Raw genomic sequence first — 24,722 nt, forward strand, 5'->3', positions numbered from 1 at the left:
TAAAAAAGGGAGTACAATAAACGGAGAGTTTATAATTGGTTGTAACAAACTTATAACCTTGCATTGTTATTTGCAATAGCCGAAAATCTGTTAACGTATGATTTATTTTTTCGGACTTTTGATTATTGGGTTTTTGTTACCTTAAAAGGATTTAGCAGTGAGATGAAAAAAATAAAAAAAAGTGTAAGAAAAACACTCAGGATAGTTCAAGTATATTAATATCAATAGATTATGCGTTGTGCTTTTGCCGGGACAATGACTTTTCGGACGAGCTTTTTGCTCCTTTGGCTGACCTTTCCTCCTGAAACCGGCTAAAGAAAATAACTGCCAGTAAACAGAGTACACACCCGCACAAACCATTAAGCCGGAGGCCGTAGTCGTTACCCGGATCTTTGCCATAGATGGTTAAAAAGGTGAACAAAGCAATGCCTAATGTTTGCCCGAACTTTACAAAGAGGTACTTAACCGCAAAGAACATTCCCTCCCTGTTTTCGCCCGTGCGTTCGGCATCTTTTTGGGCTATTTCTGCCAGGATAGCATTAGGCAGAATTCCTAATGAAGCCAGCGGGAAAGCAGCCGCAATTACCAGGATGTATACCTGTAAGACTGACGATAGCGGAAATTTCCCCAGGAAATAAATGGCTACAAAGATGATGCTCAGCAGCATGAAAGAGAATAATACTATTGGCTTTTTGCCGATCTTTTTAGATAGGTAGTTCACTACTGGATAGAAGATTAACGATATTAAAACCATTGTCCCCATTAAAATACCACCCATTGATTCGGGCAGGTGGAGTAACACAGTAACAAAAAATAGTAATCCGCTCGAGATGATGCTAAGCGCCATGTAGTACGAGAAATCGGATATCAGATAATATTTAAAATTACGATTGCTAAAAGTACTGCGTAAGGCAGGAAGCAGGGGGAGGTGTGTGGGTTTGCTACCGGCATATTCCTTTTCGTTTATGCATACCACCGGTACAGACATCATTATTCCAGCAAAGCCTGCGAGCCCCCAAATGGTGTATTGTAACGCGTTATCTCTGCTGGCAATATTGAAAACGAGTTGCAGACCATCGGCAAAATTGTTTACGGTTGCTGAAAGCACAATGCCAATCACAAACCCCACTTGCTGTAACGACGACAGATTGATCTTTTCTTCGGCGCTTTCGGCCAATTCGGGCAGTAGTGCATTGTATGGAATAATGTAGGTGGTAGCTCCCATAAAAAAGCCGATTAGTGTAAAGGCCAGCCACCCGGCATTCGACATGCTTTCGTGATTAACAACCGGATAAAAGGTTAAGCAGCAAAATATCACCGCCGGCACAATCGCTTTTTTCATAAAAGGAATACGCCGCCCCTCAGGATTCTCGCTCTTATCACTTAGCGAGGCAATAAATGGGTCGTAAACAGCATCAAAAAAACGCCCTGAAGCTGCAATTATAGACATGATATTCAATACTCCGAATACAAGCAATTGCGGTATAAATGGCACTAAACCCCGGTTTGCCGGAGGTAGATAAAAAAAGGGAAGCATTACAATAATTAAATTGGTCATGATACTCCATCCGGTCATTCCGCAGGCGTAAGCAAGCTGTTTACTTAAAGGTAGTTTAGCAACCGGCATTTAAAATATTGTGCAAATAATAGTAACAAACAAAATCCGATTCGAAAGAAATAACTTTGTTCATTATTTTAATACTATACGCATAAAGTATTGATTATGATTTACAGAGAAGCACAAATAGTTGACATTCCACAAATTTCAGAGGTAAGATTATCCGTAAAGGAAAATGTGCTTTCGAATCCGGCTCTGATAACATATGATGATTATGTTGAATTTTTAACGATTCGCGGAAAAGGTTGGGTTTGTGAAGTATACAAAAGGATAGTAGGTTTCTCTGTTACAGATCTTAAAGATCATAATGTATGGGCGTTATTCGTACTGCCTGACTATGCCGAAAAAGGGATAGGAAAACAATTACATTGCTTGATGCTCGATTGGTATTTTAGCCAAACAACTATGCCCATATGGTTGGGGACTGGTTTTAATACCAAGGCGGAAACGTTTTACCGCAAACAGGGATGGGTAGAAATAGGAACGCACGGTACCAAAGAAATTAAGTTTGAGATGAGCTACGAAAATTGGGTGAGATAAAACAAAACGCGAAAAAGTTTTTTGTACTTGTAACAAACACGATACAATTTACGTCATTAATAGATGTATCGAGAAGTAGTGTGGCAAAAACTTTGTTTATCGATACATCTGTTTTGTTTACCGATACACTTTTGTAATAGGGGTAAACGATGCGGAAATTGTCTTCATCAAAAATTAATCTTTAAGTACAACATTTGCCTTATGGAGAATATGGATAAAAGAATATTATTGCTGGATCGGGATAATGACATCCTTGGCCTTGCGCATGAGATAATGTTTTATGGTTATTCGGATATGCATATTACTTCCGATCCAGACGCAGTATATAAAATCGCTAAAAATTATAAACCCGATTTGGTGATACTCGACTATGTATTGGCCGATGAGAATTTTGATGTGATATGCCAGTTGTTCAAAACCAACGAGCAACTGAAAAATATACCGGTAATTGTGGTGTCGAAATCATACAACCGCATCATTAATAATGATACTATAGACGAAGCTGCAGTTTTTATAAAGCCAGTTGACAATAAGGACTTCGCAACCCAGCTTAGCTATCTGATGGCATCTTAAAAAGCTTTTCCAATAACAACAAATACGTACGCCGTATACATGAAAATGTATGCGGTTTTTTCATTAAAGAGGTGCTTGGTCGACACAATCGACCTGTTAGGCGATACAATAATTACAATCTCAACTCAATACCCCAACTTAGCACCAGAGATTGAGATTAAGTTGCATAAAGGGTTCAAAAACTAGGTGAGAGACAGTTAATGAACCCTTTTTAACACACCTATTATGAAAAATATATTTTATTGTTGCCTCGGGCTTTTTGTATTGATTATTGGTTGGGTCTGGCAATTATTCAGTGGTAAATAATATTCGCAACTTCATTGCCAGTGCATAGAAAGGGGCAAAATACAGTTCAAAATCCGAATTTTCCATTAGAAATTAAATTAAAATAGATGTTTGGGCGATTAATACAAACTTCTATATTTGCACCTCGCTGAAGTTATTTCGATAACATCGGCCCATGTGGCGAAATTGGTAAACGTTGCGGTCTCAGAAGCCGTTGAGAATTGTCTCTTGAGAGTTCGAGTCTCTCCGTGGGCACATTGAAAAAAGAAATAAAAAGGTTAATAAATTTATTAACCTTTTTTGTTGAATATCCCTGCCCAGGTGGCGAAATTGGTAGACGCACCATCTTGAGGGGGTGGCATTCGTAAGGATGTACGAGTTCGAATCTCGTTCTGGGCACTAAATATATTAGTAAGCAGCCTCTTATGATATTTATCCTGCACTTATATCAGCTTGCTGTTTATATTTATGCTGATAATACCACTCGATAATATAAATAGCATCTGACCATTTTAAGGTATTGTTTTGTGCTTTCGAAATCTCTTGGGCAATTAGCACACTTAAATCGTGCATAAATGCATTTTGCACATTGGGATCCAGGTTCTGAATGGTTTTAACGGCGGCAGCAGTTATTTCGTCAGGATCTTTAAGTGCCGAGATAGAATCAACTAATCTTAATGCCGTTAACACTTCCGGGAGTTTCGCCCTTAACCAATCTTTTATTTTATTATCGATATCACCTGGTATAAGGAGTGTGAGAATATCAGCTGCGGGAGAGTCTGTAAAGTTTTTAATATTCTGTGTAATGACTACTGCAATGTGCGCTGCAGACTGCAGTTCGTACGGAAGTTTATCGAAGATTGACTTAATGCCTGACCATATTTTGGACAGAAATGATGTTAAACTCATATATTAATGTTTTTGAGATTGGCTATATTTAATATCGTCGATTTGTTGTTGGAGCAGATTTACATGGTCTTCCAGCACCTTTAATCGAATTTCTGTTACTCTGTTTTGTGTCTCTTGGATAGTTCTCACGTCGCGGATATCCTCCTTCAACTGAAAATAGGAAGTCATGACGGATACCACTATGCTAATAGTAACAAGTCTTCGTTAAAACCCTCATTGTTTTGAATAGGCATAGTTTTGTGTTTAATATGCCAATTGGCATAATTTGAGATTAAAAAAAAGTGCGCCTGCACTTTTTTAATTTAAAGTCTTTTTAAACTTAATTATTGGGGTGAATTACTTAAAAACATTGGTGCAATATAATAGGTATTATTTGCCCAGGTATATCCTGCTGGTAAATCTGGATACTTGAGGTAATAAGAATCTATTTTTAATGCTTGTTCTGTTGGGTGTATAGTATAAAAATTAAGAACAGCGTGTTGATCTTGTAATCTTAATTCTAACATTTCGTGCGAAATATAAGTGCCGATTAAATGCTGTTTCCGGCCTACCGCAACTTCATCGTGGGTAGAGATAAGATAGGGTTTTAACGAAGGATTAAGCTTTAGTTTCAGTTCTGCTTTTGCACTGCTGCTTAAGTTTAATGAATCAACATCATGCTCAGTCATTGGGCGTATCAGGCGGCATAATTTGAAGGATGCACTATCAGTTTTAAAAAATTTACTTTTTATATATACATTATCGCCAGAGCTAAAATGGTCGAATTGAAATAAATACTCGAACGTTAATTTTACAGAAGTGAAATTTGCGAGCGCTACGCCACCTAATACGATAAGGGCAATTAAGCCGATTAATAGTCCTTTGTTCTTTTTACCGGGGTTACTATTTGTTTGGTTATTCATTTGAAAAGTTTGGTTGTATATATTTTAATTTTGTACTGCCTTTAACATGCCTTTTTCTATATAATAATAAGATGAGTTGCCATATACCCATTGCTCGTGATCTCCGTAAGCTGTAGTTGCGGTATTTATTCTGTTAGGAGGGCCGATAATTACCTTCAAGGCTTTGGCAGGCATGCCGATATATATATCGCCTTTTTCGACAATTTTCCACATCGCGGGTGAAAGGCTATAAGCTGATCTCGGATTTTCTGTATAAAAAATCTCGCTGAACTCATGTTTCTTATACTCTGCATCAATTGTTGTTGAGTTGCCGGCTACATTAGTACCGCTAATATTTACGCTCAGAATTCCTGTTTCGCCTTTTGAGGTTTTTAGTGTGAATTTAACCGGCGTACTGCTTGTACCCGGTTCAATATTTATTACGGTCACAGGTTCGTATAGTCCGATATATCGGTACTGGTTTCCCTGTGATACTTTAAATGCATGGGATTTTAACCAAAGTGTTTGGTGCAGATATAAACTTCGGGCCTTATCAATATCAGCATACGGAATAACATAAGGGATAATGCCATCAGATATATTTAGTGTGTAATTAATCCCGGCCGAGTCTTTTAAAAATACACTTCCCGATTTTAATACAGTAATAAGTGTTAATTTCTTTCCTGCCATTTCCCTGCTCGAAAGATCGATGCCAGGTTGATCAGCGTTGTGGAAATTATTGTAAGTTTGGGAAGGTGCGTATAATGCCAGTACTAAATATTGTTCACCAATTGTCCCCCTTAAATCTCTGTATGGTATATATTGCGGAACTGGATTATCATCTCGCGTAGGAGGAGGAAAATATGGTTTATCAGCCGCGTTTGTTTTCTGGGTTTGGCAGAAAGCGAATGTTGTAGTTAGAGCCAGAGTTATAGTTAAAATTAGGTTCTTCACTTGTGATAGGTTTACTAATATTGTTAGTAAAAATAACTATTGGTTTTCGTAATGTCAAGCATGTCAGAAAAAATATTTGCACTGTAAAATTATCCCAGTTTTACCAGTTCTACCTTAGTTGGCTGCCCTTTGCGCCAACTATCTATTTTGTTGATATAATAGTAGCAGCTATCCTGTTGCAGGTAAACCGGTATCAGCAGATCGAGCTCCATAATATCGCGCGGTGTGAGTAAAAGCCAGCGAACTACTTTTTTACTCTGCTGCAATATCTTTTCTAATTCGGGATAATATTTAAGGCGAAGATCATTAAACCGCAGATTATCTTCGGGCAATCCATCGCGGTAAAAGTAGGGTACTGATATAAAGTCGTTATTTAAAATCCTGGTGGTGCCCCCATCTGTAAATGTTACGGGGGTAGTTACAAAACGTTTCTCGTCAATTAAGATGCGTGGCTGGGTACCGATACTAAAATCGGCAGCGTTGGCATCGGTGCTTGTATCTATTTTGGTTATTTGTGCGATAGTACCACCCAACCACGGTCGGTTAAGGGTAGGGGCAAACTGACTTTCAAACAGATTTGCGCTGGCAGGTAAGGTGGTGTCTTTCACACTAATTTGGCTATCGGCAAAACCATTAGGTAATACATTATCATCTTCCTTGTATTTCATGTAGTTTACCTGTGCATATCCACCTAGCTGAAAAGAGATTGTTTTCCCTTGGTCGAGGCATTTGGTGCTCCAATCGAGCGCCTTAGGTATGTTGTTCACAATGTCCCTAAAGAAGGCAAAGTTTATGGTTTTGGTGGTGTTATCAGTTTGACAAATTACACCAAAGCGTTGCAGCGTATCTTTTAACAAGTCCTTTTGGCCAACGTCTGGAAAAATATCCTTTCACACTTGTGATTGTTCCGCTAAGCAGGGTATGGCGACGTTGTCGATCCCTGCCAAATTAAAGAAATTTTCTGTAAGAAGTTATTAACATTATGGAAGAGCCCAAAGTATCAAAGATTAAAAACATCCGCCCGGAAACGCTTGAATTTATCCTATTATACAATCAATTGCGTGGAAGGGCATTTAATGGCAATGCGGAATTGGCCGAAATACTGGGGTTTAACTCGCCAAGTTCTATTACAGAAATAATAAAGAGTCGGCAAAATATAGATCCAGAAAAATTCAGAATTTTTAAAGAAAAATTTGCTGAATTTCTTGACGGGCAAAAACCGGCTACTGCTGAAAAGAAGCCCGAAGCTGGTATTAGGCCCTTTGAAGGCATCCCGATGTATGAGGTTACTGCGACAGCATCGGGCGTTGAAGTGTACAACGACCTTAATGACGCCGCTCCGGTAGGTTATATGAACTTCCCCGGTATTGAGGAATGTGATTTTGCATTGCCGGTATGGGGCCACTCTATGTATCCCTATTTAGAAAACGGCTGTTGGGTGGCGCTTAAAGTAATTCACGACAAAAAGATATTACCCGGTGAGGTGTATTATATTGAATGGGGCGACTACCGGATGTACAAACGCCTGCTTGCTGGGGATAGCGACGATGAGGTGATAGCCCACTCCGACAACACAACCGAAATGATTGGCAACCGGCTTAAGTACGCACCGTTTGTGATCAAGAAATCGGAGATCAAGAAACTTTGTTTAGTGAAGGATATTCATAAAAAACACAACCATTAAGAACTTTTAGGAATGTTTTTTTGACGTTTATCTTTAGTAAATATTTGCCGCAATATTTGTAATATTATAACCAATAAATAGCGGCTTCGCTGTTAAATTCTTGTATCATTCAGATTTATCGGGTTAATGGATTTCAATATTGTACTTATTTGTACCGTTTTTTTAGGGGCTTTGGCGCTGATTATTAATTTCTTTAGAAATAAGGCAGTTGATAAATTGGTGGAACAAAATAAAAATACCCCGCAGCTTTTTTTGCAGAAAGCAGTTGACAATAAGCTGCGCACTATTCAACATGCCCTGCGCCAAACCATTACCGACGATATTGGCGACGACCCCGAGATTACCAAAATAAATAACTTTCGCCTGGCATTAGGGCAAGAGCTTAATGCGCTCAAAGAAAGTTATAAAGAAAAGCGAATTACCCTCCGCGCTTACGATCATAAATTAAGCGTTATACTTCAGAAGTTAAATCAAAACGTAATCTATTAATCAGATCAGGCTTTTAACCAAGCCGGTAAGCCTTTCGATATCAAAAGGTTTTTCGATGTAAGCATCAGCTCCACATTTTGCGGCAATGTGCTCAAGCCCTTGCGAGGCAGACACCAATATTACGGGGATATGCTTAAACTCGTCGTCGCTTTTTATTCGTAAACATAATTCACTGCCTTTTACGGAGGGCAGCAATTCGTCCATAAGTATTAAAGCTGGCTTAATGTTTTTTAGATTGTTAATAGCCGAGCCATCTGCACAGCTTACAACATCATAACCATCGTCGATCAGGATCAGGTTAAGGACTTCTAAAATATCTTTATTATCCTCGATTACTAAAATTTTCAAACTTCGGGTCGTTTTTAAGCTTAATTGATAGTTTACAAATATACTTATTTTTATTAATAGTATAATAATTGTCCTAATTATATAATATTGTTGTCTGGATGGTAGATGTCCTTTCGAAATCTAATATGTTAAAATTTAGCTGGGTAAGCCAAAATATCATATTATTGCCGATGCAATAGCAGCTCTCGAGGCTGGCAACATCTAAAAATATTGACTTGGTATGACAGACGATGGAATAGTTAAGCGGATGAAGGTAATTGTGAAGGATCACGGCGGGCAGCTGGCCTTAGCAAATGCCATCGGAGTAGATCAGGGCTTTATCAGCAAGATAGTGAACCAAAAGCAAGAAATGAGCTACTATCTTATCCGTAAGTTATGTTTCCAGCTTAAGTATTCGCCCGAGTGGCTGATTTTGGGTACAGGAGATAAGAAGATAAGCAAGCCCGAATCGGCCAAACTAATAACCGAGATCCAGATGCTGCGCACCGAGGTAGATATACTTCATGCCCGCATGCGTGCTTACGAATTGGAATTAAAAGAGGTGCGCGAAGGTTTTGAGCCTAATCAAAAGGTTGGTTGACAGTTACGCCACTTTCTTCTTCAATGTAATTGTGGTAACCTCCGGCCATATCCCAACCCTGCCCGAAAATGCCAGAAATCCGAAGCCGCGGTTTACATACAGGTAGCGGCCATCATTTTGTGCCAACCCTGCCCAATCTACATAACGATATTGCACGGGGCTCCAGCGTATACCGGCAACCTCTACGCCAAACTGAGCGCCGTGCGTATGGCCTGCCAGTGTTAAATGGATCTTAGTTGGATTATAGCGTACTTTCTCCTCCCAATGGGTAGGGTCGTGCGAAAGGAGGATTTTGAACGCATCCTTGTCAAGCCCCTCCATCGCCTTATCGAGATCACCTATCTGTATAAAACCTTTACCCCAGTTTTGCACGCCGATAAGGGCCAGTTTTTGGCCGTCTTTTTCCAGCATCACATGCTCGTCTAAAAGCAGGCGATACCCTAAGGTTTTATGATGCTGTTTCAGGGTTTCCAGGTTCTGCGCCTTTTCAGCCTCGCTATCCCAATGGATGTAGTCTCCATAATCGTGATTGCCCAAAATAGAAAACTGTCCAAATGGTGCTTTTAGTTGGTTGAAAATATGGAAATAGGGTTCTATTTCCCAGGCAGCGTTGTTCACCAAATCGCCAGTAAAAACAAAAAGGTCCGATTTTTGGGCTTTGGCTAAGTCGACACCGCGCTGCACGGCATGGGCGTTATCAAAGCTGCCCGAGTGTATATCGGATAGTTGGGTAATGGTAAAACCGTCAAAAGCTTCGGGTAGATCTTCAAAGTAAATGGTTTTGTGATGTAATTTATAGGCGTACTTGCCTTTAAACATGCCATAAAGAAAACCGGTAAAGGGAAAGGCGGCTAACAAGATTGCCAACTCACTAATAAATTTGCGCCTGCCCGGAAAATAGGGATGCGTTTGCTGGCTGGTCGGCTTGGTAACATTAGTAGCAATGCCTGTAACAAAACGACCTAGATCGCCCAGGGAAAGCACGATAATAAATACCAGTTTGGTTACAAAAAACGTCAGGAAAAGACTTAACATCCATTCGTGGAATGGTGTCATCCCCTTGGCGGTAGTGAGGCTTCCGATACCGATCAGAAATACCACAGTTACACCAACTGATATTAGCAGGTAGCCGTAAAGCATTATAACCCTGGCGCGCTGGCTCCAACCCATGCTCAGCGTACGTAATCCCGAAAATACATACCAATCAAACAAAAGGGTGATACAGGATACGATTACAAAAAAGGTAATGAAGCCGCTGCGATGCATAGTAATGGTTTAAAATGAAATGTTAAACTGCTGATATCAGCCCGGTTAACAATCACAAGATAAAATTTTTAGTTGTTGATTTCTATCCGCCGGTATATTAAATGCTATTTTTGACACTTCTATGGATACACTTAAAAATAAATACGACAGTATAATCTTCGATCTGGATGGTACCCTTTGGGACTCTACCGCTAATGTGGCCGAGGCCTGGCAGGCAGCCAAACAACAGGTAAACTATATAAAGGATGATGTAACTGTTGCCCATGTAGCTTCTATAGTGGGTATGGCTTATGATGCCATCTTCGAAAAACTGTTCCCATACATAACCACCGAACAACGTAACGAGTTTAAGGCCCTTGCTGCCAAAAGCGAACTGGAAGTGCTCGGCCGTAAAGGCGGTACCTGGTACCCGCAATTATTGGAGACTTTAAAAGAACTGGCTACCCGCTACAAGCTGTTTATTGTAAGCAATTGCCAAAGCGGTTACATCGAAATGTTTTTAAAAATGGATGGCCTCGAGGGGTTGTTCTTAGGTCATCAATGTTATGGTACTAAAACGCAACCCAAATGGCAAAATATTGTAGATGTGGTTAACGACTATGGACTGAAAGCCCCTGTTTACGTAGGTGATACCATGGGCGATTATGAATCTGCAAAGAAAGCCGGCGTGCCGTTTATATTTGCTGCTTTTGGTTTTGGCGTGGTTAAAGAAGATCAGGTGGCGACCATTAATGAGTTTGTCGAACTGAAAAATATTTTGTAACTATCTCATTGTTAATCCAAAATAAGTCATAGCTTTATTAAAGTCATTTTATTGTCATTTATATGGCATTAAGATTGCTTTATTTAGCTAAACGGGCTTATATGGACACAAGACTAACGCTGAGGGGACTAGGCATAATGCTGTTGTTTACATTGTTTGCAGGCAGTGGCATGGCAAAGGGGGGAGTGGGCTGTGACCAGATCGTAGGAACCTGGATTTCGGAGCAACGTAACTTTGTAGTACAGGTGTATAAGGAAGGGGACACCTTTAAGGCATCTGTATTGTGGTTTGACGACTCGGATGACAAAAGCCGACCCATGGACACCCGTTTGGATGATCATAATCCAGACAAAACTTTACGCATGCGCAAGGTTTTAGGCATGAGTGTTTTGCGTAATCTGGAGTATAATGCCAAAACTAATACTTGGGAGAACGGCGTTATTTACGACGCCAAGAACGGTAAGGAGTGGACATCATGTGCCGCTTTACAAGACGACGGTACATTAAAGGTAACCGGCTATTGGCACTTTAAATTTATTGGTAAAAGCATCAAATTTAAAAGACTATCATCAAGCGACAGAATGTTGACCGCGAGATAACATAGTTCTTAAAACATATAACAAAGCCCTTCAATATTTATTGAAGGGCTTTGTTGCGTTATAATCGCTTAGTATCTGCGATACGGGCGACGATACGGGCGACCATGACGATAATAAACCGGACGGCGGTATGGCCTGTAATAAGTGCGGCGATATACACGGCGATGGTAATAACGCGGATGCGCCGGACCGGTTCTCACAACAATTCTTTGAAACGCTGCCGCAGGTTTTGCCTGGGTAGGTGTAGTATCGGCTAATTGAAATGCAATAGCGATAAACAGGATAGCTAATAAGCTTTTGATGTTTTTCATAAAGTATTTAAATGTTATTCATAAGTACGACGTGTATCTAAACCAGTGGCTTAATTTTCGGTTTGTAACATATTTGTGTAGCGAAAAGGATATTGGTTGCGTAATTACATTAACCGCTTATTAATTGCGGTTTCAAAAAGGTTATTTTGCAAATACCATGAGTACAGCATTTTTTAAACTTTTTAGTGATATCGCCGTAAAAGAGATCGCTCCGGGGTATCTTTCAAAATTGATCCATACCACCAACAATACTATCAATTTTATTAATGTAAGTGCCGGTAGCGCGGTTCCTAATCATCAACATGTACATGAACAAATGTCGTTTGCATTGGAGGGACAGTTTGAGTTAACTGTAGACGGTATTTCGCAGGTATTGGATAAAGAGATGTATGCTGTAATACCGTCAAATGTGTGGCACAGCGGCAGGGCTATAACAGATTGCAAACTGATTGATGTATTTAGCCCGGTAAGGGAGGATTATAAAAACTTGTAATCCGGAACTTTAAGGGGAGCCGTTCTAAATTACAAAAAGTTATTTCTTTTTGTAAAAAACTTGTTACCTTACGCTACCTGATTTATTTAAATTTTAAACAAATATGAACCCAGAATCACCGACCAACGCTTCATGGGGCTTCACGACCCCTGATGGCCATTTTATGCCAATGCCTTCGTTAAAACTTGCAGGCTTTGAGTATCTTTCTAAAACAGTTGCAGAATTACAGGATCTTATTGCAGAATACATCATTGCCGAGGAGTACGAAAAGTGTGCCCTGATCCGCGATGAAATTGCAAAGCGCGTGTAATGCTTTCTTTTTTGCCTAAATAATTTAGTTGTAATATCGGGCGTCTTGTACACGGCGGCGTACTTGCTATCCCATATAAAATATTCAAGTTTTTTTAAATAACCAGCTAATTTTGGCTGGTTATTTTATTTTTGAGGCATGTCTATCTCTAAAGCAACAGTTACCGATACCGAAGAATTAACCGCACTGGTAAACAGCGCCTATCGTGGCGAAACATCTAAATTGGGTTGGACTAGTGAATCGCACCTACTGGACGGCCAACGTGTGGATGATTTGATGTTACTAAGTTATTTGCAAGACGAGAACATCTCCATACTTAAATATGTTGACAATCAGAGCCGCATAACCGGGTGCGTATATCTGGAAATAAAAGGTGATAAACTATATCTTGGTATGCTTACCGTATCGCCGTTAGAACAAGGCCAGGGCATAGGCAAAAAACTATTGGCCGCCGCCGAAGAATACGGACAAATATTGGGACTGACGGCAATAATTATAACCGTAATTACCACTCGCGATGAGCTTTTGGCCTGGTACGAGCGGCATGGTTATCAAAAAACAGGCGAAATAAGACCCTTGCCAAATGACGAACGCTTTGGTATCGCTAAACAACACATAGACCTTTTTGTAATGGAAAAGCCAATTTTGTAACTAAACTTTTAAACGATTAGTTAAAACAAAAACCTGTTAAAGCAGTATTTTTGATGCGGGATGGTTTCAACCACCTTACTATCCATGAAATATCTGATCTACATGAGTTCGGCAGTGAAGCCGATGAGTGACGACCAATTGCTGGACATTTTAACGGTGAGCCGCGAGCGGAACGCAGTTAAGAATATAACCGGCATGTTGCTTTACGGGGAAGGCGCTTTTGTGCAAGTTTTGGAAGGAGAGGCCGATGCCGTTGAAGAAATATACGAATCTATTAAAGCCGACCTGCGGCATAAAAGATTAATAGAAGTAAGCAAGGGGGATTTGCGAATCAGGAACTTTCCTGATTGGTGGATGGGATTCAGGACTATAAATAACGATGTGGTAAGTCAGTTTAAAGGATTTATCAATGTTAAAAAAGACGGCTTTCAAGCTAATGACGAGATGCACCCGGCGTTAATAGTGCTACGCACATTTGCTGATACCAGTAATCTGCTGCGTTGAAATTAGACAGGTTTAGTAAGATTCCCTGCTTCAATATAAATGCGTTTAATATCCGGGTATTTATTCCGGATGATACGTTCCAATCTGCTGATTACTGAAGTAACCTGCTTACCCGACATATCTTTAAATTGTACATCCAGCGCCAATAGAATATCGTCCGGTGCCATCTGCATGGTTAGCGGGCGCCGCACCTGCTGTACATCAGGATCGGCCATTACCAGTTCGCAAACATTGGTTACCATTTCAGACCGCGCACTTTCGCCAATTAGCAGATCGCGGCTTTCTATTACCATAATAATAGCTACAAAGGCTAACACCAAACCAATAATCAACGATGCCGCGCCATCAAATAACGGATTATTAAAATAGTGTCCCAGAAATACCCCCAGAAAGGCAACGATCAATCCTAATAATGCCGCCGCGTCTTCGTAAATCACCGCAAAAGAGGCCGGATCTTTACTTCTACGTAGCTCGGTCCAAAAGCTTCCGGTGCCTTTCTCTTTATTAAAATTGCGAATAGCTAACACAAATGAGGCCCCTTCAAAAAGAAAGGCGCCACCCAGAACGACATAATTCCAAAGCGGGTTGCCAAAAGGTTCGGGCTCGCGCAGGTGAATAATTCCTTCATATATAGACATGCCGCCGCCTAATCCGAATATCAATATAGAAACAATAAGCGACCAGAAATAAACTTCCTTGCCGTGTCCAAAAGGATGTTGTTCATCTGCCGGGCGCTTACTGCGGTTAATCCCCAACAATAACAACAGGCCGTTACCCGCATCAACCGTGCTGTGTATTGCTTCCGACAGCATTGCTGAACTGCCACTTATCCCGGCTGCTACAAATTTTAGAACGGCTATGCCAGTGTTTGCGGCCAGCGCCCCATAAACGGATGATTTAGATTCGGCCATGATGCTTTAAGATGGTTGATGAGTAGGTGTAACAGCGAAAAGCAAGAAAGGTTGGGGTTGAGGAGAATCAAGAAGCCTCACCCCGCCCTCTCTGGAGGAGGGGGGGAGAAAGAAGGATGTAACTGCTCGCACAGATCTAACGTCACCTTAAAAATGCGGCATCAGCATGTTCGGATAGCGGAAGCGTTGCCAACGCACTAACTTTCATAGAACAGGGTGCAGCCGCGACTTTTCTTTTTGGTACTTTTTCTTTTGGGAGAAAAGAAAAAGTACATCCACTGATGATCGTAACTCACAATACCCTTCCTGATAAAAAACGGATCAGGCAGGTGCAGGCGAGTTGAGATTGCTTCGTTCCAATGGTGCAATGTGCCTTTTTACTTCTCTAAATACTTAATAACTGCGATTAGATCCTCTTCGCCAAGGCCACTATCCATAGCTGCTTTGTAGGTGTTATACACCGGCCCAGCTAGGGGGCTGTTGATACCCTGCTCAGTGGCGAGGCGCAAATCTTTGGCGATGTGTTTTAAAGCGAATGCTGCCGGAAATTCGTTCTTTAAAATAGGATCAGTTTTAAGTTTGGTGATCCCGCTGCCTACTGCGCCTTCGTTAACAATAGTAAGTATGTTTTCGGTGCTGATGCCGTTGGCTCTAGCAAACAAAACCGTTTCAGCAAGGCCTTGAAGTGTTAGCGCCAAAAAGTAGTTGATGGCTAGTTTAGCTGCCGCGCCTGCTCCAACCGGTCCGTTATGCACGGTTAGTTTACCTAGTACATCTAGTATTGGTTTAGCTTTTTCGATGTCGGCATCCTCGCCACCAACTAACATAATTAAAGTGCCATCTGTCGCCGGTTTAACGCTGCCCGATACTGGCGCTTCTATAAATGAAGCGCCTTTGGCCTTGCAACTTTCATTTATAAACTTCGATGTTTCTGGCGATATGGTACTTACACTGATAAATAGTTTGCCTGCGGCATTGCCTTGCAGTAAACCTCCTTCACCATTAAATATCTCTTGAGTAGCCTTGTCGTCAGATACCATAACCAGTATAATATCGCTGATATCAGTCAGCGCAGTGAGCGATGCTGCCGAAGTTGCTCCTGCTTCAATAGCTTCCTGCTCTTTATCTTTAGTGCGGTTGTAAACGCTTATTTCAAAGCCTGCTTTTAGCAGGTTTTTTACCATGGGGGTGCCCATGTTGCCTAAGCCGGCCCAGCCTAATTTAGTGTTGCTCATAGTAATGCATAGTTACTGCTAAAACCTGCTTTTTGCAATTAAACTTCAACAGAATCCCCTAGCGGTTTAATGTTTATAAATTCGATGCCTTTTTGCTTAAAATGTTTGGTATAATTCTCGTAGCGTTGTTTCAGGAAGAAATCTTTGGCAAAACCATCATGTACGGGCAGTATGCGTTTGGGTTGCAGGCGGTCGGCAAAATCGGCTATTTTTAATTCAGTGGTAAAAGGGGCCATTGTAGGTAAAATTACCAGCTCGATCCCTTTATATTCCAGAAGCTTTTCTTCGAACGAATCTACCGGGTGAAGTACTTTCCCGTTAATCACAAAAGCTGTCATTTGCGGAGTTGGGTTATCAAGCAATGGCTCGTGCACAACGGGTATTGCTCTCAGTTTAAAAGGGCCAACGGTATAATTGCCTTCTTCTATCAGCTCGGCGTTCATGCCAATTTTCTGAATCTCCGCAGCTACCTCACTATTGGTATAAAGCGCGGCACCGCTAATGTCGATGATCTTTTTAAGGTTCTCGGGGTCGATATGATCGGGGTGCTTGTGGGTGATGATCACAGCGTCCACATCCTTAAACATTTCGGGGGTAACAGTACCTTCGGCAAAGGAAAATGTTCCCGGGTCAAACAATAATTTAAAATCACTCTGCTCAAATACAAGGCAGGAGTGCAGATATTTGGTTATTTTCATCATAAGTGGTATGTCAGAATTTTAACCTTTGGGTTATAGAAAAGTTTCTTTTAGCGATAAATTATTGATAGGTAGATTTACTGGACTCAGATATATTTTGTACTTCGCCCTAAAAAATTAACTTTACAGTATATGCCGTTAACCCTAACAAATAAACTGTTTAGCTTATACGTGAGGTTGCGCTATCCGAGCGTGCCACCCGAGCTGAGATACTTTTACAGGGACACTTATAACTGCGAAATGGCGCAGCTTAAGTATGTATCAAAAGACTATATTTTTAAGCAGCCATACAAGGATATTACCTTCAGCGGGGAGTTTGCGCCAGAGCTAGAGTTTGTGCTGCCGTTTGCCTACTGGCATTATAAGAACGGCACTTTAAGAAGCACACATTCGGCAAAGTACACCAAAGAAATTTATTTCTTTTCGCCCGAGCACCACGAAGATTTTGATGTACGCAGTAACGAAGGGAACTACAATTTCGAAACCCCGCGCATATTGTACAGCCATGATTATGATATAAAAAAGTGGCTGCCTGTGCCCATGAAAGCCCAGTATCAGAATGATATTTATGTGTATGATAAGCCAATACTCGTTATAGCCAACCGCTATAATATGGAATGGGACGGCCCACCAATAAGCTATTACAGCATTGAGGCACTGGATTATATGATCAGTAATCTCAAGAACGACTACACCATTATCTACAATCGCCCACGACCGGAAAATATCACGATGGATAACAGCGATATTTACGATCTGAACGAGTTTGACTGGCTTGCCGAAACCCATCCGGAAGTAATACTGATGAAAGACCTTTGGAAAGAGAACAGAGCAAAAGCCAATAACTTTAATCACCTGCAATTAATGGTTTATGCAAATGCAAGCCACTTTATATCAGTGCATGGTGGCACGGCTGCGTTAGCCAGTTACTTTGGCGGCGTTAACATTGTAATCTCTAAAAAAGGGCCCGAGCATCATTTTAAATGCTTTGATATTTTATATCCCAAACTGTCGGGAGCTAAAGTTTTGCACGCCAAAACCGACGATGAAGTTAAGCAGTATATACAGCAACATTATATAGTTAAGCCGCGATAGGTAGTTTAAATGGAAGAAAAAAAGAAAGACCGATACTGGCTTAAGTCGGCTATATTAACGGTGCTGCAAAGCATGTCGGGTGTATTGCTGGGGTTTGGGAGTTTTTATATGCTGGTGCGTGTACTCACCAAATATGAGTTTGGCGCCTGGACATTGTTTACCGCTACTACAACCATTCTGGAATTTATCCGTAACGGACTGGTGCAAAGCGCGCTGATTAAATTTTTAGCAGGGGCAAGCAAAGAAGAACGCCCCAAAATTATCTCTGCTTCATTTACCATAAGCGGTGCACTTACCGTTTTTTACGTGATCATTAGCTATGGTCTGGCAGTATTCCTTTCACACTTGTGGAAACTCCCCGAATTGCAGGCTATGTTCTTATTGTTTACGTTGGTATTTATCTGTTCGGGGTTTTTGACCCAGTTTCAGTCTATCGAGCAATCTGGCTTTAATTTTAAGGGAATCTTTATCAGCACGCTTATCAGGCAGGGTGGATTGTTCCTTTACATATTGGTGGCTTATCTTGGCTACGCCAAGATGGAACTGATTAATCTGGTGTATGTGCAGATTATCAGCACGTTTATCAGTGCTGTTGTGTCTTATTTCTACGTTCGAAACATGTTTACCATTGCTATGCAGTGGCAGAAGGAATGGATGCTAAAATTATTTAATTACGGCAAATATGCCTTTGGTACAACTATTAGCGCCATGCTATCAAACAGTATCGATCAGATGATGCTGGGCGGTATTCTTTCTGCAGCATCTGCTGGGGCTTATAACGTAGCAGTGCGTATTACCAACCTGGTAGAGATCCCCACAAGCTCTATTGCCACTATCGTTTTCCCGCAAAGCGCAAGCCGTATGGAGAGCCAGGGTAAAGAGGCTGTTAAGTACTTGTACGAAAAATCGGTAGGGGCTGTACTAGCCATCCTGATGCCGGGATTAATCTTTCTATTCTTTTTTGCGGGCTGGGTAGTTGATATTATAGCAGGACAAACTTACGCCGATACCATCCCCGTACTGCGGGTTACCGTTCTGTACTGTATACTGATACCTTACGGAAGGCAATTCGGCACTGTGCTCGATTCGATGGGCAAACCAAAACTCACTTTTATTATTGTAATGATAAGCGGCTTTACCAACGCCTTGCTTAATTACCTGCTTATTAAAAAGCTGGGTGTTATGGGAGCAGCCTGGGCAACGCTGGCATCCAATATTATTGGTTTTGTAATAGCCCAGATTATTTTAAAGCGCGAACTTGACATTAACCTCGGGAATACCTGGCGTTATGCTTTTGGTTTTTACCCCGAGATGTATAACAAATATGTTAAACCGATATTTAAGAAGGCATGACAGGAGTAACATACTGCGGGCGATTAGGCAACCAGTTATTTCAGTTTCAGTTTTTTCAGTATGTAAAGGCTACCAATAAAGGTAAATGGATCTTTATGCCTAATCCGCGGCACTCGTCTGTTTATAAATATTTCGACGTTGGCCCCTATAACTACATGGGCAGCAAATTTTATGCTGCTTTGGGTAAGCTGTTATATAAGTACGGCAAGTTTAAGGAGGTGTATATCCAGAACATAGAAGTGCCTAAGCCGTTGAAAGTTGCCGATCGTACCCTGTATCATGGATTCCATCAAACAGATTTCTATGTTAGTAATATGCCCAACCCGGTTATCCCTAAAATTAGGCCGAAGTTTGTAAAGCATTTTGATGACCAGTATGGCGAATTGTTTCGTAAGGAGAAAACCATTGTGATGCACATACGCCGTACCGATTACCTGAGCTATGGCAAACGGGATATATCATTACCAGCGGAATATTTTAAACAAAGGCTTGCAGCTATCGAGAACCAGGACGACTACAAGATCATTTTCTGCAGTGACGATATGCCGTTTGTGAAAGAGAATTTTCCCGCTAAGCCCAACTATATCTATTCTGATAATGATGAGATCACCGACTTTCAGTTATTAATGAATGCCGATATAGCTATTATCTCTAACAGTACATTTGCGTGGTGGGCTGCTTACATGTGCGAAAAGAAAAATCGGGTAATAGCGCCTAAAAACTGGATGGGTTTCCACATCGGCAAAGAGCACCCCAAAGGGGTAATGACTAAGCGGTTTGAGTGGTACGGGCTTGAAGATGCGAGTCTATAATATCTGCAATATCCTCGGTACGTTTTTCCCAACTGTTTAATTTGGCAATGGCAATGCGGTCTGCAATCTTTTGATCATCATTGGTTACCAGCGCTTCGTTAATTGCAGCGGTAAAATTAGCCGGGCCATCTGCATAGGCGACCACGTTATCTGTATAATCTTTCAGATCTGGGTTAAAATCGCTCACCACTACAGGTTTACCGGCACTCAGATATTCAAATAATTTTAGCGGAAAAATAGTTGTGCTTACCTCATCCTTTTTAAAAGGGATAATGGCTACATCAAAACCTTTGATCAACTGAGGCGCTTCGTTATAGGGTATAGGGCCTATAACATGCACATTGTTTTGGCTCGTAATAGAATTCGGGATATAGTTATCCCAAACAGGGCCAGCCAAAACAAAAGTTTTGTCGGCGTTGGTTTTTACTACTTCCTCCAGGAGGGTATAATCTATACGGCGCTCAATAGTACCCAGATAACCAATAATGGGCTTAGGCAGCTCTTTTATTTTGGCATGTACCGGCATATCGGCACTTAGCGTTTTGCCAAAATAGGCTACATCGGCAGCATTGGGCACAAAATAAGTATTGGGGTTGTCGAGTTTCTTTTCGTTATACAGGGCTTTGCTGGTGCAAATAACCACATCACTTTGCTTTACCAGTTTATCTTCTGATATAATACCATGTTTCATATCATAAGGCACAATCATGGGGTCTACACACTGATAAACCGTTAGGCTTGGCTTAATTGTTTTGGCAATGTCGGGATAATGGAAATTAAACGAGTTAATGAAGATAAAATCCTTAACCCCGGCAGATTTTAAAACAGTGTTGATCCTCTTGGCTATAATGGCCTCGTTGGCTTTCAGTGCCACCCTGAAAAGCTTGCCTTCCGGTAAAAAATTGATCGGCACAACAGGCGGGCAGATAACTACCTTGAAATTTGGCAGGTCTGTATTGATGAGCCCGTCCGCAGAAAACGGAAACTTTGATTTGCGCACCTGAAGCTCTTCAGAATTGCGATACGTGAGGTAGTCCTTAAAGGTAAAAGGATAATCAACAAAAAAAACTTTGTTGTTTTTGGCAAGGTTTCGCGCCACGAATAATGACGTAGCCTGTATGGCACTATCGAAACGCGTATTACCAAATATTACAATTGTTTTATTTGTCAAGCTCATAAACAAGACCTCAAAGTAGTTATTTTTTTGCTTAAAGTACGGGAAATCTGCGTTTTCAGTTGTAAGAATTTACAAATCGATTAGATTTTTAATCATTGCTTAACTCTTTTTCCTGAGGGGTTAATCGTTGTAACCACTATAAAAAAATTGAGCCTCCTGAAACATCAGAAGGCTCAATTTTAATTCTAAATAACTTATCCTGCTACTTAATGTTGAAAGGCAAATAAACGCCGAACGTAACATTACGGCCTGGGTTAAATACCCCATAAGTAGGATCTTCCTGCGATAGGCGACCTGGACGTAACCTGCTCAAAGCATCGTAATACTTTTTGTTGGTAAGGTTAGATGCGGTTACATAAAGTTTTAGCGGCTGCGAACCTAAACGCAGTGTTGTACCAATGCTGGCATTAACAAGCGTGTACGAATCAGTAGCGGTTTCGAATGTAGGATCGATACGGGTTTGTTTAAAGAAGTTATCTAAACCTGCCGATACATAGAAATCTTTCAAGCCTTTAACCTTAGGTTCAAAGCGTAGAGTGTTATGAATAACTCCGGCAGGAATCAAAGGCAATGGCCTGTCGAATGATTCATTCTGCGCGTGGGTATAGCTAAAGGTGTTATCGAGGTGCAGGAAAGAGGTAGGGTGGATATTCAGGTTACCTTCAACTCCATATAAGTTAGCATTAACCTGTCCGTAGCGGTAAACATCATAAGTTTGCTCTTCGCCGGCATCATTGGTAAGGGTAATCTGGTCGCCTTTGGCACCCGAAGCATAAATGTAGTTGTGGATATAGTTTTCGTAAATGCCGATGCTACCGGTTACAATGTTTTTGCCAAACTCTAAAGCGGCATCTGCCTGGAAGCTGCGCTCGGGGTGCAGATCTGGGTTACCCACTTCATAGCGCGATGTACCTTCATGCACACCATTAGAACCTAGCTCGGCCGGGTTTGGCGCGCGGAATGCAGTACCCGCATTGGCTTTGAAGCTGAATATATCGTTAAACACGTGGGTGTAACCTGTGGCACCACTTACATTGCTGAAGTTGTTTTTAAAGCCCGTGAACTTCTGTTCGCCATCAATAAATAACTGCTTGCCGTTGTTGTTAACGTAGTCGAAACGTAAACCTGCGTTAAAGGTGTTTTGCCCCCATGTTTTTTTAACATAGCCAAATGCTCCGGCGCTGGTTTGGTCGTAAGCCGGAATCAGGAATTCAGTACCCTTGTTTTGGCTGTGTGCATCGCTGGCACTTACACCAAATATCGGCTGCCACCCGTTGCTCTCTGGCAGGTAATACTTAGCATCTAAAGAGTAAGTGTTTAGGTCGAAGAACAGGGCAGGGGTCGGCTCGTCTAATTCACGGCGCTGATTTTTCTGATAGCCCAAATCCAGTTTTAAAGATCCGTTTCCGATCAGGAAGTTATTGTTCAACGCAATCTTATACTGGCGTATGTCCTGACGAGGGAAGTCGAGCGTGCGATCTGTTCCTTTACCTTCGTACAATGGGTCGCCCGGATCAGAGTCATAGAAACCGATATTGTTTTTAAAGTATGAGAAGTTTAAGTGCGAGTAGCCCCAGCCTTTGTTAAGACCCAGCATACCGCTAAAACTGGTGTTGTTGTAACCACTGTTAATGTAGTAACCACCCGGAGTGTTAAATGAATAAGCGTTTTGGTACGAACCGCGTCCACGCCATACAAAGCCGTTTTCGTTACCGGTTAACATTACCGAGCTGTTGCTTAAACCGTTGTTGGTAGAGTAGCTCGATAATACTTCGCCCTTAACAGTGCCCGATGTTGGCGCCAGAGGTTCCAGCACGTTAATAACACCACCGATAGCGTCAGATCCGTATAATAAAGATGCAGCACCGCGAAGTACCTCAACGCGGTCGGCCTGGTTTTGGTCAATCTCGATACCGTGCTCGTCGCCCCATTGCTGGCCTTGTTGTTTAACACCGTCCATCAATGTAACTACGCGGTTGTATCCTAAACCACGAATAATAGGTTTTGATATGCCCGGGCCGGTAGTGATCTGGCTTACCCCCGGCACTTGTTTGGCCAAACCATCAATAAGATTTGATGATGGTGCAAGCAGGTCTTCCCGCGACACGCTGGCCGCCGATGTGCTGTTAAATTTGCTGTTTGCCGCAATAGGCGTACCTGTAATTACCACCTCATGGGTTTCCACATTGCTGATCTCGAGTGCAAAGGTTAATGCTCCGGGTACATTAAAGTCCACCGTCTTAACCATCGGCTTGTAGCCTAACGAATGTATCTCTACCAGATATTTACCTTTTGCCGGTAACGATTTAATAATAAATTGACCTTTGGCATCAGTAATAGTAGTAATGCGTAATTGTTGAATAGTAATGGTAGCGCCAGCGATGGATTCGCCGGTTTTAGCGTCGGTAACCTTGCCGGTAACTTCGGCCGCCGCAAAAAGGTAAACAGGTATAAAAAATAACAGCAATAAGCTGAGTAAGGTCTTAATGTTCATGAAAAAAATCTTTGAAAAAATTATATAATAAGCTGTAAGGCAGTATTAAACTGCTTGTAAAGATTAAGATATAACCGGCGGACCCCTGTTACAGGATTGGAGCAGCTTAACGCTGTAATAACTATCCTGGTAGTATAGATATGATTTTATAGGCGTTACAGCAACGTAAAACAGATCTTGCTGTTGCTGATAGAAAAGTTGTGCATGGTTGTTTTGCGCACAGGTTTTACACTTTTCGTCAGTATTGTCTTTTTTGGTCTGACCCTGATGTGTATCGTAGCCTTGTTTATGACTGTGGGCAATAACAATGAGCTGACCCAATAAAAAGGTCATCAGTAGCATAGATGCCACTAACGTTTTGGTTGCTCGTTGTTTGATAGTCATATCGCACCGCAAATATGGGGATTATTATCTGCTTTGTTATCGCAACTTTGTAACATTTAGCTTGAGATAAGCTCATTTCCCTGATATTTTACGCATAAACGGGCGAATTGTTTTTGACATTAGTTGTCGGTTGTCAGTTATCCGTTGTCGGAAAGAGAAATTCAAGTTAAACAAAAAAGGCTGCCAAAGGCAACCTTCTGATGGATCGGCAAAGTATTAAATTAGGGGCAAGTATGCTTTATGATTATTAATTATTATTGAAGGAGGTGTTCAAAATAGAAGGGATACGTTTACCACTAATGTCTTTGTAACTGCTTATGGCCATGTTTGCCGGTATTTTCAACGTAAATGTATCGAAAGACTCGTCGGCATGGGTCAGCATATCGTGTAACGACAAAACCAAATTGTCGCCAATAACCTGGTGCAGTACATATGTGCCGGTGATAAATTTTATGCCTACTTTATGGTTATTTTTTTGGCTGAGATCTGATTCTATCAGGTCGAACACAGCATTTTCATACTGCAGTTGATTCCCCATTGCATCCAGCAAAACCGGGATCTTATTATTTAGCGGAATCAAAAAATGTAGAGCCGCGAAACCGATTTTATAGTGCAACGAATTAGCCCTGATATCTTTTTCCCTAAGCTGGCTAAAGGTGCTCAGGTCGCCGTCCAGGTTATAGGGTTGGGATTTAATCCTGAACTCCTGGTACGTTGCCTCAAAAACGTTCCGTTCAAAATCAGCCTGCGCTGTTGCGTCTATTACATGTTTATAGGTTAACTTGATGAGTGCAAGCGCCATAGT

Annotated in this window: 30 protein-coding genes and 2 tRNA genes; 16 read left to right on the top strand and 16 right to left on the bottom strand. The window is 41.3% G+C overall.

Annotated features, from left to right (window positions below; genetic code table 11):
* Window positions 1-229: 229 nt before the first annotated feature.
* Window positions 230-1,627 carry an MFS transporter gene (locus GSY63_RS15605; RefSeq protein WP_166586735.1) on the bottom strand — a complete coding sequence of 466 codons (1,398 nt, stop codon included), beginning with the start codon at window positions 1,625-1,627 and terminating at the stop codon, window positions 230-232.
* Between the two features lie 96 nt (window positions 1,628-1,723).
* Here GSY63_RS15605 and GSY63_RS15610 point away from each other — a divergent pair, with 96 nt between their 5' ends.
* From GSY63_RS15610 to GSY63_RS15625, 4 genes are all read left to right on the top strand, one after another.
* Window positions 1,724-2,158, top strand: coding sequence for a GNAT family N-acetyltransferase (locus GSY63_RS15610; protein ID WP_166586736.1), 435 nt, complete (start codon window positions 1,724-1,726; stop codon window positions 2,156-2,158).
* A gap of 210 nt (window positions 2,159-2,368) precedes the next feature.
* Window positions 2,369-2,731, top strand: a complete 363-nt coding sequence (locus GSY63_RS15615; protein ID WP_166586737.1) for a response regulator — start codon at window positions 2,369-2,371, stop codon at window positions 2,729-2,731.
* A 456-nt stretch (window positions 2,732-3,187) separates the two neighbouring features.
* Window positions 3,188-3,271 (top strand) — tRNA-Leu (locus tag GSY63_RS15620).
* A 60-nt stretch (window positions 3,272-3,331) separates the two neighbouring features.
* A tRNA-Leu gene (locus tag GSY63_RS15625) sits at window positions 3,332-3,415 on the top strand.
* Between the two features lie 33 nt (window positions 3,416-3,448).
* On the opposite strand, the gene GSY63_RS15630 is transcribed toward GSY63_RS15625, so the two are convergent.
* From GSY63_RS15630 to GSY63_RS15645, 5 genes are all read right to left on the bottom strand, one after another.
* Window positions 3,449-3,925: a hypothetical protein gene (locus tag GSY63_RS15630; protein WP_166586738.1), complete on the bottom strand. Its 477-nt coding sequence runs from the start codon at window positions 3,923-3,925 to the stop codon at window positions 3,449-3,451.
* A 3-nt stretch (window positions 3,926-3,928) separates the two neighbouring features.
* Complete coding sequence (locus tag GSY63_RS24690) at window positions 3,929-4,093, bottom strand: hypothetical protein (RefSeq protein ID WP_208094556.1); 165 nt, start codon at window positions 4,091-4,093, stop codon at window positions 3,929-3,931.
* Window positions 4,094-4,248: 155 nt separating this feature from the next.
* Complete coding sequence (locus tag GSY63_RS15635) at window positions 4,249-4,827, bottom strand: hypothetical protein (RefSeq protein WP_166586739.1); 579 nt, start codon at window positions 4,825-4,827, stop codon at window positions 4,249-4,251.
* A gap of 24 nt (window positions 4,828-4,851) precedes the next feature.
* Complete coding sequence (locus tag GSY63_RS15640; protein WP_166586740.1) at window positions 4,852-5,760, bottom strand: hypothetical protein; 909 nt, start codon at window positions 5,758-5,760, stop codon at window positions 4,852-4,854.
* An 89-nt stretch (window positions 5,761-5,849) separates the two neighbouring features.
* A complete protein-coding gene (locus GSY63_RS15645; protein WP_166586741.1) occupies window positions 5,850-6,617 on the bottom strand; it encodes a hypothetical protein in 768 nt (255 codons plus the stop codon).
* A 125-nt stretch (window positions 6,618-6,742) separates the two neighbouring features.
* Between GSY63_RS15645 and GSY63_RS15650 the strand changes: the two genes are divergently transcribed.
* Window positions 6,743-7,444 carry a S24 family peptidase gene (locus GSY63_RS15650; protein WP_166586742.1) on the top strand — a complete coding sequence of 234 codons (702 nt, stop codon included), beginning with the start codon at window positions 6,743-6,745 and terminating at the stop codon, window positions 7,442-7,444.
* A 126-nt stretch (window positions 7,445-7,570) separates the two neighbouring features.
* The gene (locus tag GSY63_RS15655; protein ID WP_166586743.1) at window positions 7,571-7,933 is read left to right on the top strand and encodes a hypothetical protein; all 363 of its coding nucleotides are present in this window, start codon (window positions 7,571-7,573) and stop codon (window positions 7,931-7,933) included.
* Here the strand turns inward: GSY63_RS15655 and GSY63_RS15660 are convergent, their stop codons facing one another.
* Entirely contained in the window at window positions 7,934-8,281 is a 348-nt protein-coding gene (locus tag GSY63_RS15660) for a response regulator (RefSeq protein ID WP_166586744.1), read from the bottom strand.
* A gap of 220 nt (window positions 8,282-8,501) precedes the next feature.
* Here GSY63_RS15660 and GSY63_RS15665 point away from each other — a divergent pair, with 220 nt between their 5' ends.
* On the top strand, window positions 8,502-8,861 hold the full coding sequence (locus tag GSY63_RS15665; protein ID WP_166586745.1) for a helix-turn-helix domain-containing protein: 360 nt from the start codon (window positions 8,502-8,504) through the stop codon (window positions 8,859-8,861).
* A 3-nt stretch (window positions 8,862-8,864) separates the two neighbouring features.
* Here the strand turns inward: GSY63_RS15665 and GSY63_RS15670 are convergent, their stop codons facing one another.
* On the bottom strand, window positions 8,865-10,127 hold the full coding sequence (locus GSY63_RS15670; protein ID WP_166586746.1) for a metallophosphoesterase: 1,263 nt from the start codon (window positions 10,125-10,127) through the stop codon (window positions 8,865-8,867).
* 121 nt (window positions 10,128-10,248) lie between these two features.
* Between GSY63_RS15670 and GSY63_RS15675 the strand changes: the two genes are divergently transcribed.
* Window positions 10,249-10,890, top strand: a complete 642-nt coding sequence (locus GSY63_RS15675) for an HAD family hydrolase (RefSeq protein ID WP_166586747.1) — start codon at window positions 10,249-10,251, stop codon at window positions 10,888-10,890.
* 101 nt (window positions 10,891-10,991) lie between these two features.
* Entirely contained in the window at window positions 10,992-11,489 is a 498-nt protein-coding gene (locus GSY63_RS15680) for a DUF2147 domain-containing protein (protein ID WP_166586748.1), read from the top strand.
* Window positions 11,490-11,557: 68 nt separating this feature from the next.
* On the opposite strand, the gene GSY63_RS15685 is transcribed toward GSY63_RS15680, so the two are convergent.
* Window positions 11,558-11,800: a hypothetical protein gene (locus tag GSY63_RS15685; protein ID WP_166586749.1), complete on the bottom strand. Its 243-nt coding sequence runs from the start codon at window positions 11,798-11,800 to the stop codon at window positions 11,558-11,560.
* A gap of 157 nt (window positions 11,801-11,957) precedes the next feature.
* Between GSY63_RS15685 and GSY63_RS15690 the strand changes: the two genes are divergently transcribed.
* The 4 genes from GSY63_RS15690 (at window position 11,958) to GSY63_RS15705 (ending at window position 13,758) form a co-directional block, all read left to right on the top strand.
* Window positions 11,958-12,293, top strand: coding sequence for a cupin domain-containing protein (locus tag GSY63_RS15690; protein ID WP_166586750.1), 336 nt, complete (start codon window positions 11,958-11,960; stop codon window positions 12,291-12,293).
* A 103-nt stretch (window positions 12,294-12,396) separates the two neighbouring features.
* Window positions 12,397-12,603, top strand: a complete 207-nt coding sequence (locus GSY63_RS15695; RefSeq protein ID WP_166586751.1) for a hypothetical protein — start codon at window positions 12,397-12,399, stop codon at window positions 12,601-12,603.
* Window positions 12,604-12,741: 138 nt separating this feature from the next.
* On the top strand, window positions 12,742-13,254 hold the full coding sequence (locus GSY63_RS15700; RefSeq protein ID WP_166586752.1) for a GNAT family N-acetyltransferase: 513 nt from the start codon (window positions 12,742-12,744) through the stop codon (window positions 13,252-13,254).
* Window positions 13,255-13,338: 84 nt separating this feature from the next.
* Window positions 13,339-13,758 carry a BLUF domain-containing protein gene (locus GSY63_RS15705; protein ID WP_166586753.1) on the top strand — a complete coding sequence of 140 codons (420 nt, stop codon included), beginning with the start codon at window positions 13,339-13,341 and terminating at the stop codon, window positions 13,756-13,758.
* A 2-nt stretch (window positions 13,759-13,760) separates the two neighbouring features.
* Here GSY63_RS15705 and GSY63_RS15710 read toward each other — a convergent pair whose 3' ends face one another.
* The 3 genes from GSY63_RS15710 to GSY63_RS15720 all read right to left on the bottom strand — a co-directional run bounded on the left by GSY63_RS15710 (window position 13,761) and on the right by GSY63_RS15720 (window position 16,605).
* Window positions 13,761-14,669, bottom strand: a complete 909-nt coding sequence (locus tag GSY63_RS15710) for a cation diffusion facilitator family transporter (protein WP_166586754.1) — start codon at window positions 14,667-14,669, stop codon at window positions 13,761-13,763.
* Window positions 14,670-15,046: 377 nt separating this feature from the next.
* Entirely contained in the window at window positions 15,047-15,904 is an 858-nt protein-coding gene (locus GSY63_RS15715; protein WP_166586755.1) for an NAD(P)-dependent oxidoreductase, read from the bottom strand.
* A gap of 38 nt (window positions 15,905-15,942) precedes the next feature.
* A complete protein-coding gene (locus tag GSY63_RS15720) occupies window positions 15,943-16,605 on the bottom strand; it encodes an MBL fold metallo-hydrolase (protein WP_208094557.1) in 663 nt (220 codons plus the stop codon).
* A gap of 129 nt (window positions 16,606-16,734) precedes the next feature.
* On the opposite strand from GSY63_RS15720, the gene GSY63_RS15725 reads away from it, so the two are divergent.
* From GSY63_RS15725 to GSY63_RS15735, 3 genes are read left to right on the top strand one after another with little or no spacing between them, the layout of a single operon-like run.
* Window positions 16,735-17,697, top strand: a complete 963-nt coding sequence (locus tag GSY63_RS15725) for a hypothetical protein (RefSeq protein WP_166586756.1) — start codon at window positions 16,735-16,737, stop codon at window positions 17,695-17,697.
* A gap of 9 nt (window positions 17,698-17,706) precedes the next feature.
* Window positions 17,707-19,050 carry a flippase gene (locus tag GSY63_RS15730; RefSeq protein WP_166586757.1) on the top strand — a complete coding sequence of 448 codons (1,344 nt, stop codon included), beginning with the start codon at window positions 17,707-17,709 and terminating at the stop codon, window positions 19,048-19,050.
* Window positions 19,047-19,862, top strand: coding sequence for an alpha-1,2-fucosyltransferase (locus GSY63_RS15735; RefSeq protein WP_166586758.1), 816 nt, complete (start codon window positions 19,047-19,049; stop codon window positions 19,860-19,862). Before GSY63_RS15730 ends, GSY63_RS15735 begins: the two co-directional genes overlap by 4 nt.
* Here the strand turns inward: GSY63_RS15735 and GSY63_RS15740 are convergent.
* The 4 genes from GSY63_RS15740 to GSY63_RS15755 form a co-directional block, all read right to left on the bottom strand.
* Window positions 19,819-21,039: a glycosyltransferase gene (locus tag GSY63_RS15740; RefSeq protein ID WP_166586759.1), complete on the bottom strand. Its 1,221-nt coding sequence runs from the start codon at window positions 21,037-21,039 to the stop codon at window positions 19,819-19,821. The two genes, GSY63_RS15735 and GSY63_RS15740, sit on opposite strands and share 44 nt — an antisense overlap.
* Window positions 21,040-21,241: 202 nt before the next feature.
* Window positions 21,242-23,533 (bottom strand): TonB-dependent receptor, encoded by a 2,292-nt coding sequence (locus tag GSY63_RS15745; RefSeq protein WP_166586760.1) that lies wholly within the window; start codon window positions 23,531-23,533, stop codon window positions 21,242-21,244.
* Window positions 23,534-23,596: 63 nt separating this feature from the next.
* Window positions 23,597-23,917, bottom strand: a complete 321-nt coding sequence (locus tag GSY63_RS15750; protein ID WP_166586761.1) for a hypothetical protein — start codon at window positions 23,915-23,917, stop codon at window positions 23,597-23,599.
* Between the two features lie 247 nt (window positions 23,918-24,164).
* Window positions 24,165-24,719, bottom strand: coding sequence for a hypothetical protein (locus GSY63_RS15755; protein ID WP_166586762.1), 555 nt, complete (start codon window positions 24,717-24,719; stop codon window positions 24,165-24,167).
* Window positions 24,720-24,722 lie beyond the last annotated feature (3 nt).

The organism is Mucilaginibacter agri, assembly GCF_009928685.1.
Taxonomy (GTDB): domain Bacteria; phylum Bacteroidota; class Bacteroidia; order Sphingobacteriales; family Sphingobacteriaceae; genus Mucilaginibacter; species Mucilaginibacter agri.

What these genes read in the sequence shown, in the direction of transcription:
- GSY63_RS15605 (WP_166586735.1), bottom strand. Translation starts at nt 1,627, where the DNA reads ATGCCGGTTGCTAAACTACCTTTAAGTAAACAGCTTGCTTACGCCTGC.
- GSY63_RS15610 (WP_166586736.1), top strand. Translation starts at nt 1,724, where the DNA reads ATGATTTACAGAGAAGCACAAATAGTTGACATTCCACAAATTTCAGAG.
- GSY63_RS15615 (WP_166586737.1), top strand. Translation starts at nt 2,369, where the DNA reads ATGGATAAAAGAATATTATTGCTGGATCGGGATAATGACATCCTTGGC.
- GSY63_RS15630 (WP_166586738.1), bottom strand. Translation starts at nt 3,925, where the DNA reads ATGAGTTTAACATCATTTCTGTCCAAAATATGGTCAGGCATTAAGTCA.
- GSY63_RS24690 (WP_208094556.1), bottom strand. Translation starts at nt 4,093, where the DNA reads ATGACTTCCTATTTTCAGTTGAAGGAGGATATCCGCGACGTGAGAACT.
- GSY63_RS15635 (WP_166586739.1), bottom strand. Translation starts at nt 4,827, where the DNA reads ATGAATAACCAAACAAATAGTAACCCCGGTAAAAAGAACAAAGGACTA.
- GSY63_RS15650 (WP_166586742.1), top strand. Translation starts at nt 6,743, where the DNA reads ATGGAAGAGCCCAAAGTATCAAAGATTAAAAACATCCGCCCGGAAACG.
- GSY63_RS15655 (WP_166586743.1), top strand. Translation starts at nt 7,571, where the DNA reads ATGGATTTCAATATTGTACTTATTTGTACCGTTTTTTTAGGGGCTTTG.
- GSY63_RS15665 (WP_166586745.1), top strand. Translation starts at nt 8,502, where the DNA reads ATGACAGACGATGGAATAGTTAAGCGGATGAAGGTAATTGTGAAGGAT.
- GSY63_RS15670 (WP_166586746.1), bottom strand. Translation starts at nt 10,127, where the DNA reads ATGCATCGCAGCGGCTTCATTACCTTTTTTGTAATCGTATCCTGTATC.
- GSY63_RS15675 (WP_166586747.1), top strand. Translation starts at nt 10,249, where the DNA reads ATGGATACACTTAAAAATAAATACGACAGTATAATCTTCGATCTGGAT.
- GSY63_RS15680 (WP_166586748.1), top strand. Translation starts at nt 10,992, where the DNA reads ATGGACACAAGACTAACGCTGAGGGGACTAGGCATAATGCTGTTGTTT.
- GSY63_RS15685 (WP_166586749.1), bottom strand. Translation starts at nt 11,800, where the DNA reads ATGAAAAACATCAAAAGCTTATTAGCTATCCTGTTTATCGCTATTGCA.
- GSY63_RS15690 (WP_166586750.1), top strand. Translation starts at nt 11,958, where the DNA reads ATGAGTACAGCATTTTTTAAACTTTTTAGTGATATCGCCGTAAAAGAG.
- GSY63_RS15695 (WP_166586751.1), top strand. Translation starts at nt 12,397, where the DNA reads ATGAACCCAGAATCACCGACCAACGCTTCATGGGGCTTCACGACCCCT.
- GSY63_RS15700 (WP_166586752.1), top strand. Translation starts at nt 12,742, where the DNA reads ATGTCTATCTCTAAAGCAACAGTTACCGATACCGAAGAATTAACCGCA.
- GSY63_RS15705 (WP_166586753.1), top strand. Translation starts at nt 13,339, where the DNA reads ATGAAATATCTGATCTACATGAGTTCGGCAGTGAAGCCGATGAGTGAC.
- GSY63_RS15710 (WP_166586754.1), bottom strand. Translation starts at nt 14,669, where the DNA reads ATGGCCGAATCTAAATCATCCGTTTATGGGGCGCTGGCCGCAAACACT.
- GSY63_RS15715 (WP_166586755.1), bottom strand. Translation starts at nt 15,904, where the DNA reads ATGAGCAACACTAAATTAGGCTGGGCCGGCTTAGGCAACATGGGCACC.
- GSY63_RS15720 (WP_208094557.1), bottom strand. Translation starts at nt 16,605, where the DNA reads ATGATGAAAATAACCAAATATCTGCACTCCTGCCTTGTATTTGAGCAG.
- GSY63_RS15725 (WP_166586756.1), top strand. Translation starts at nt 16,735, where the DNA reads ATGCCGTTAACCCTAACAAATAAACTGTTTAGCTTATACGTGAGGTTG.
- GSY63_RS15730 (WP_166586757.1), top strand. Translation starts at nt 17,707, where the DNA reads ATGGAAGAAAAAAAGAAAGACCGATACTGGCTTAAGTCGGCTATATTA.
- GSY63_RS15735 (WP_166586758.1), top strand. Translation starts at nt 19,047, where the DNA reads ATGACAGGAGTAACATACTGCGGGCGATTAGGCAACCAGTTATTTCAG.
- GSY63_RS15740 (WP_166586759.1), bottom strand. Translation starts at nt 21,039, where the DNA reads ATGAGCTTGACAAATAAAACAATTGTAATATTTGGTAATACGCGTTTC.
- GSY63_RS15745 (WP_166586760.1), bottom strand. Translation starts at nt 23,533, where the DNA reads ATGAACATTAAGACCTTACTCAGCTTATTGCTGTTATTTTTTATACCT.
- GSY63_RS15750 (WP_166586761.1), bottom strand. Translation starts at nt 23,917, where the DNA reads ATGACTATCAAACAACGAGCAACCAAAACGTTAGTGGCATCTATGCTA.
- GSY63_RS15755 (WP_166586762.1), bottom strand. Translation starts at nt 24,719, where the DNA reads ATGGCGCTTGCACTCATCAAGTTAACCTATAAACATGTAATAGACGCA.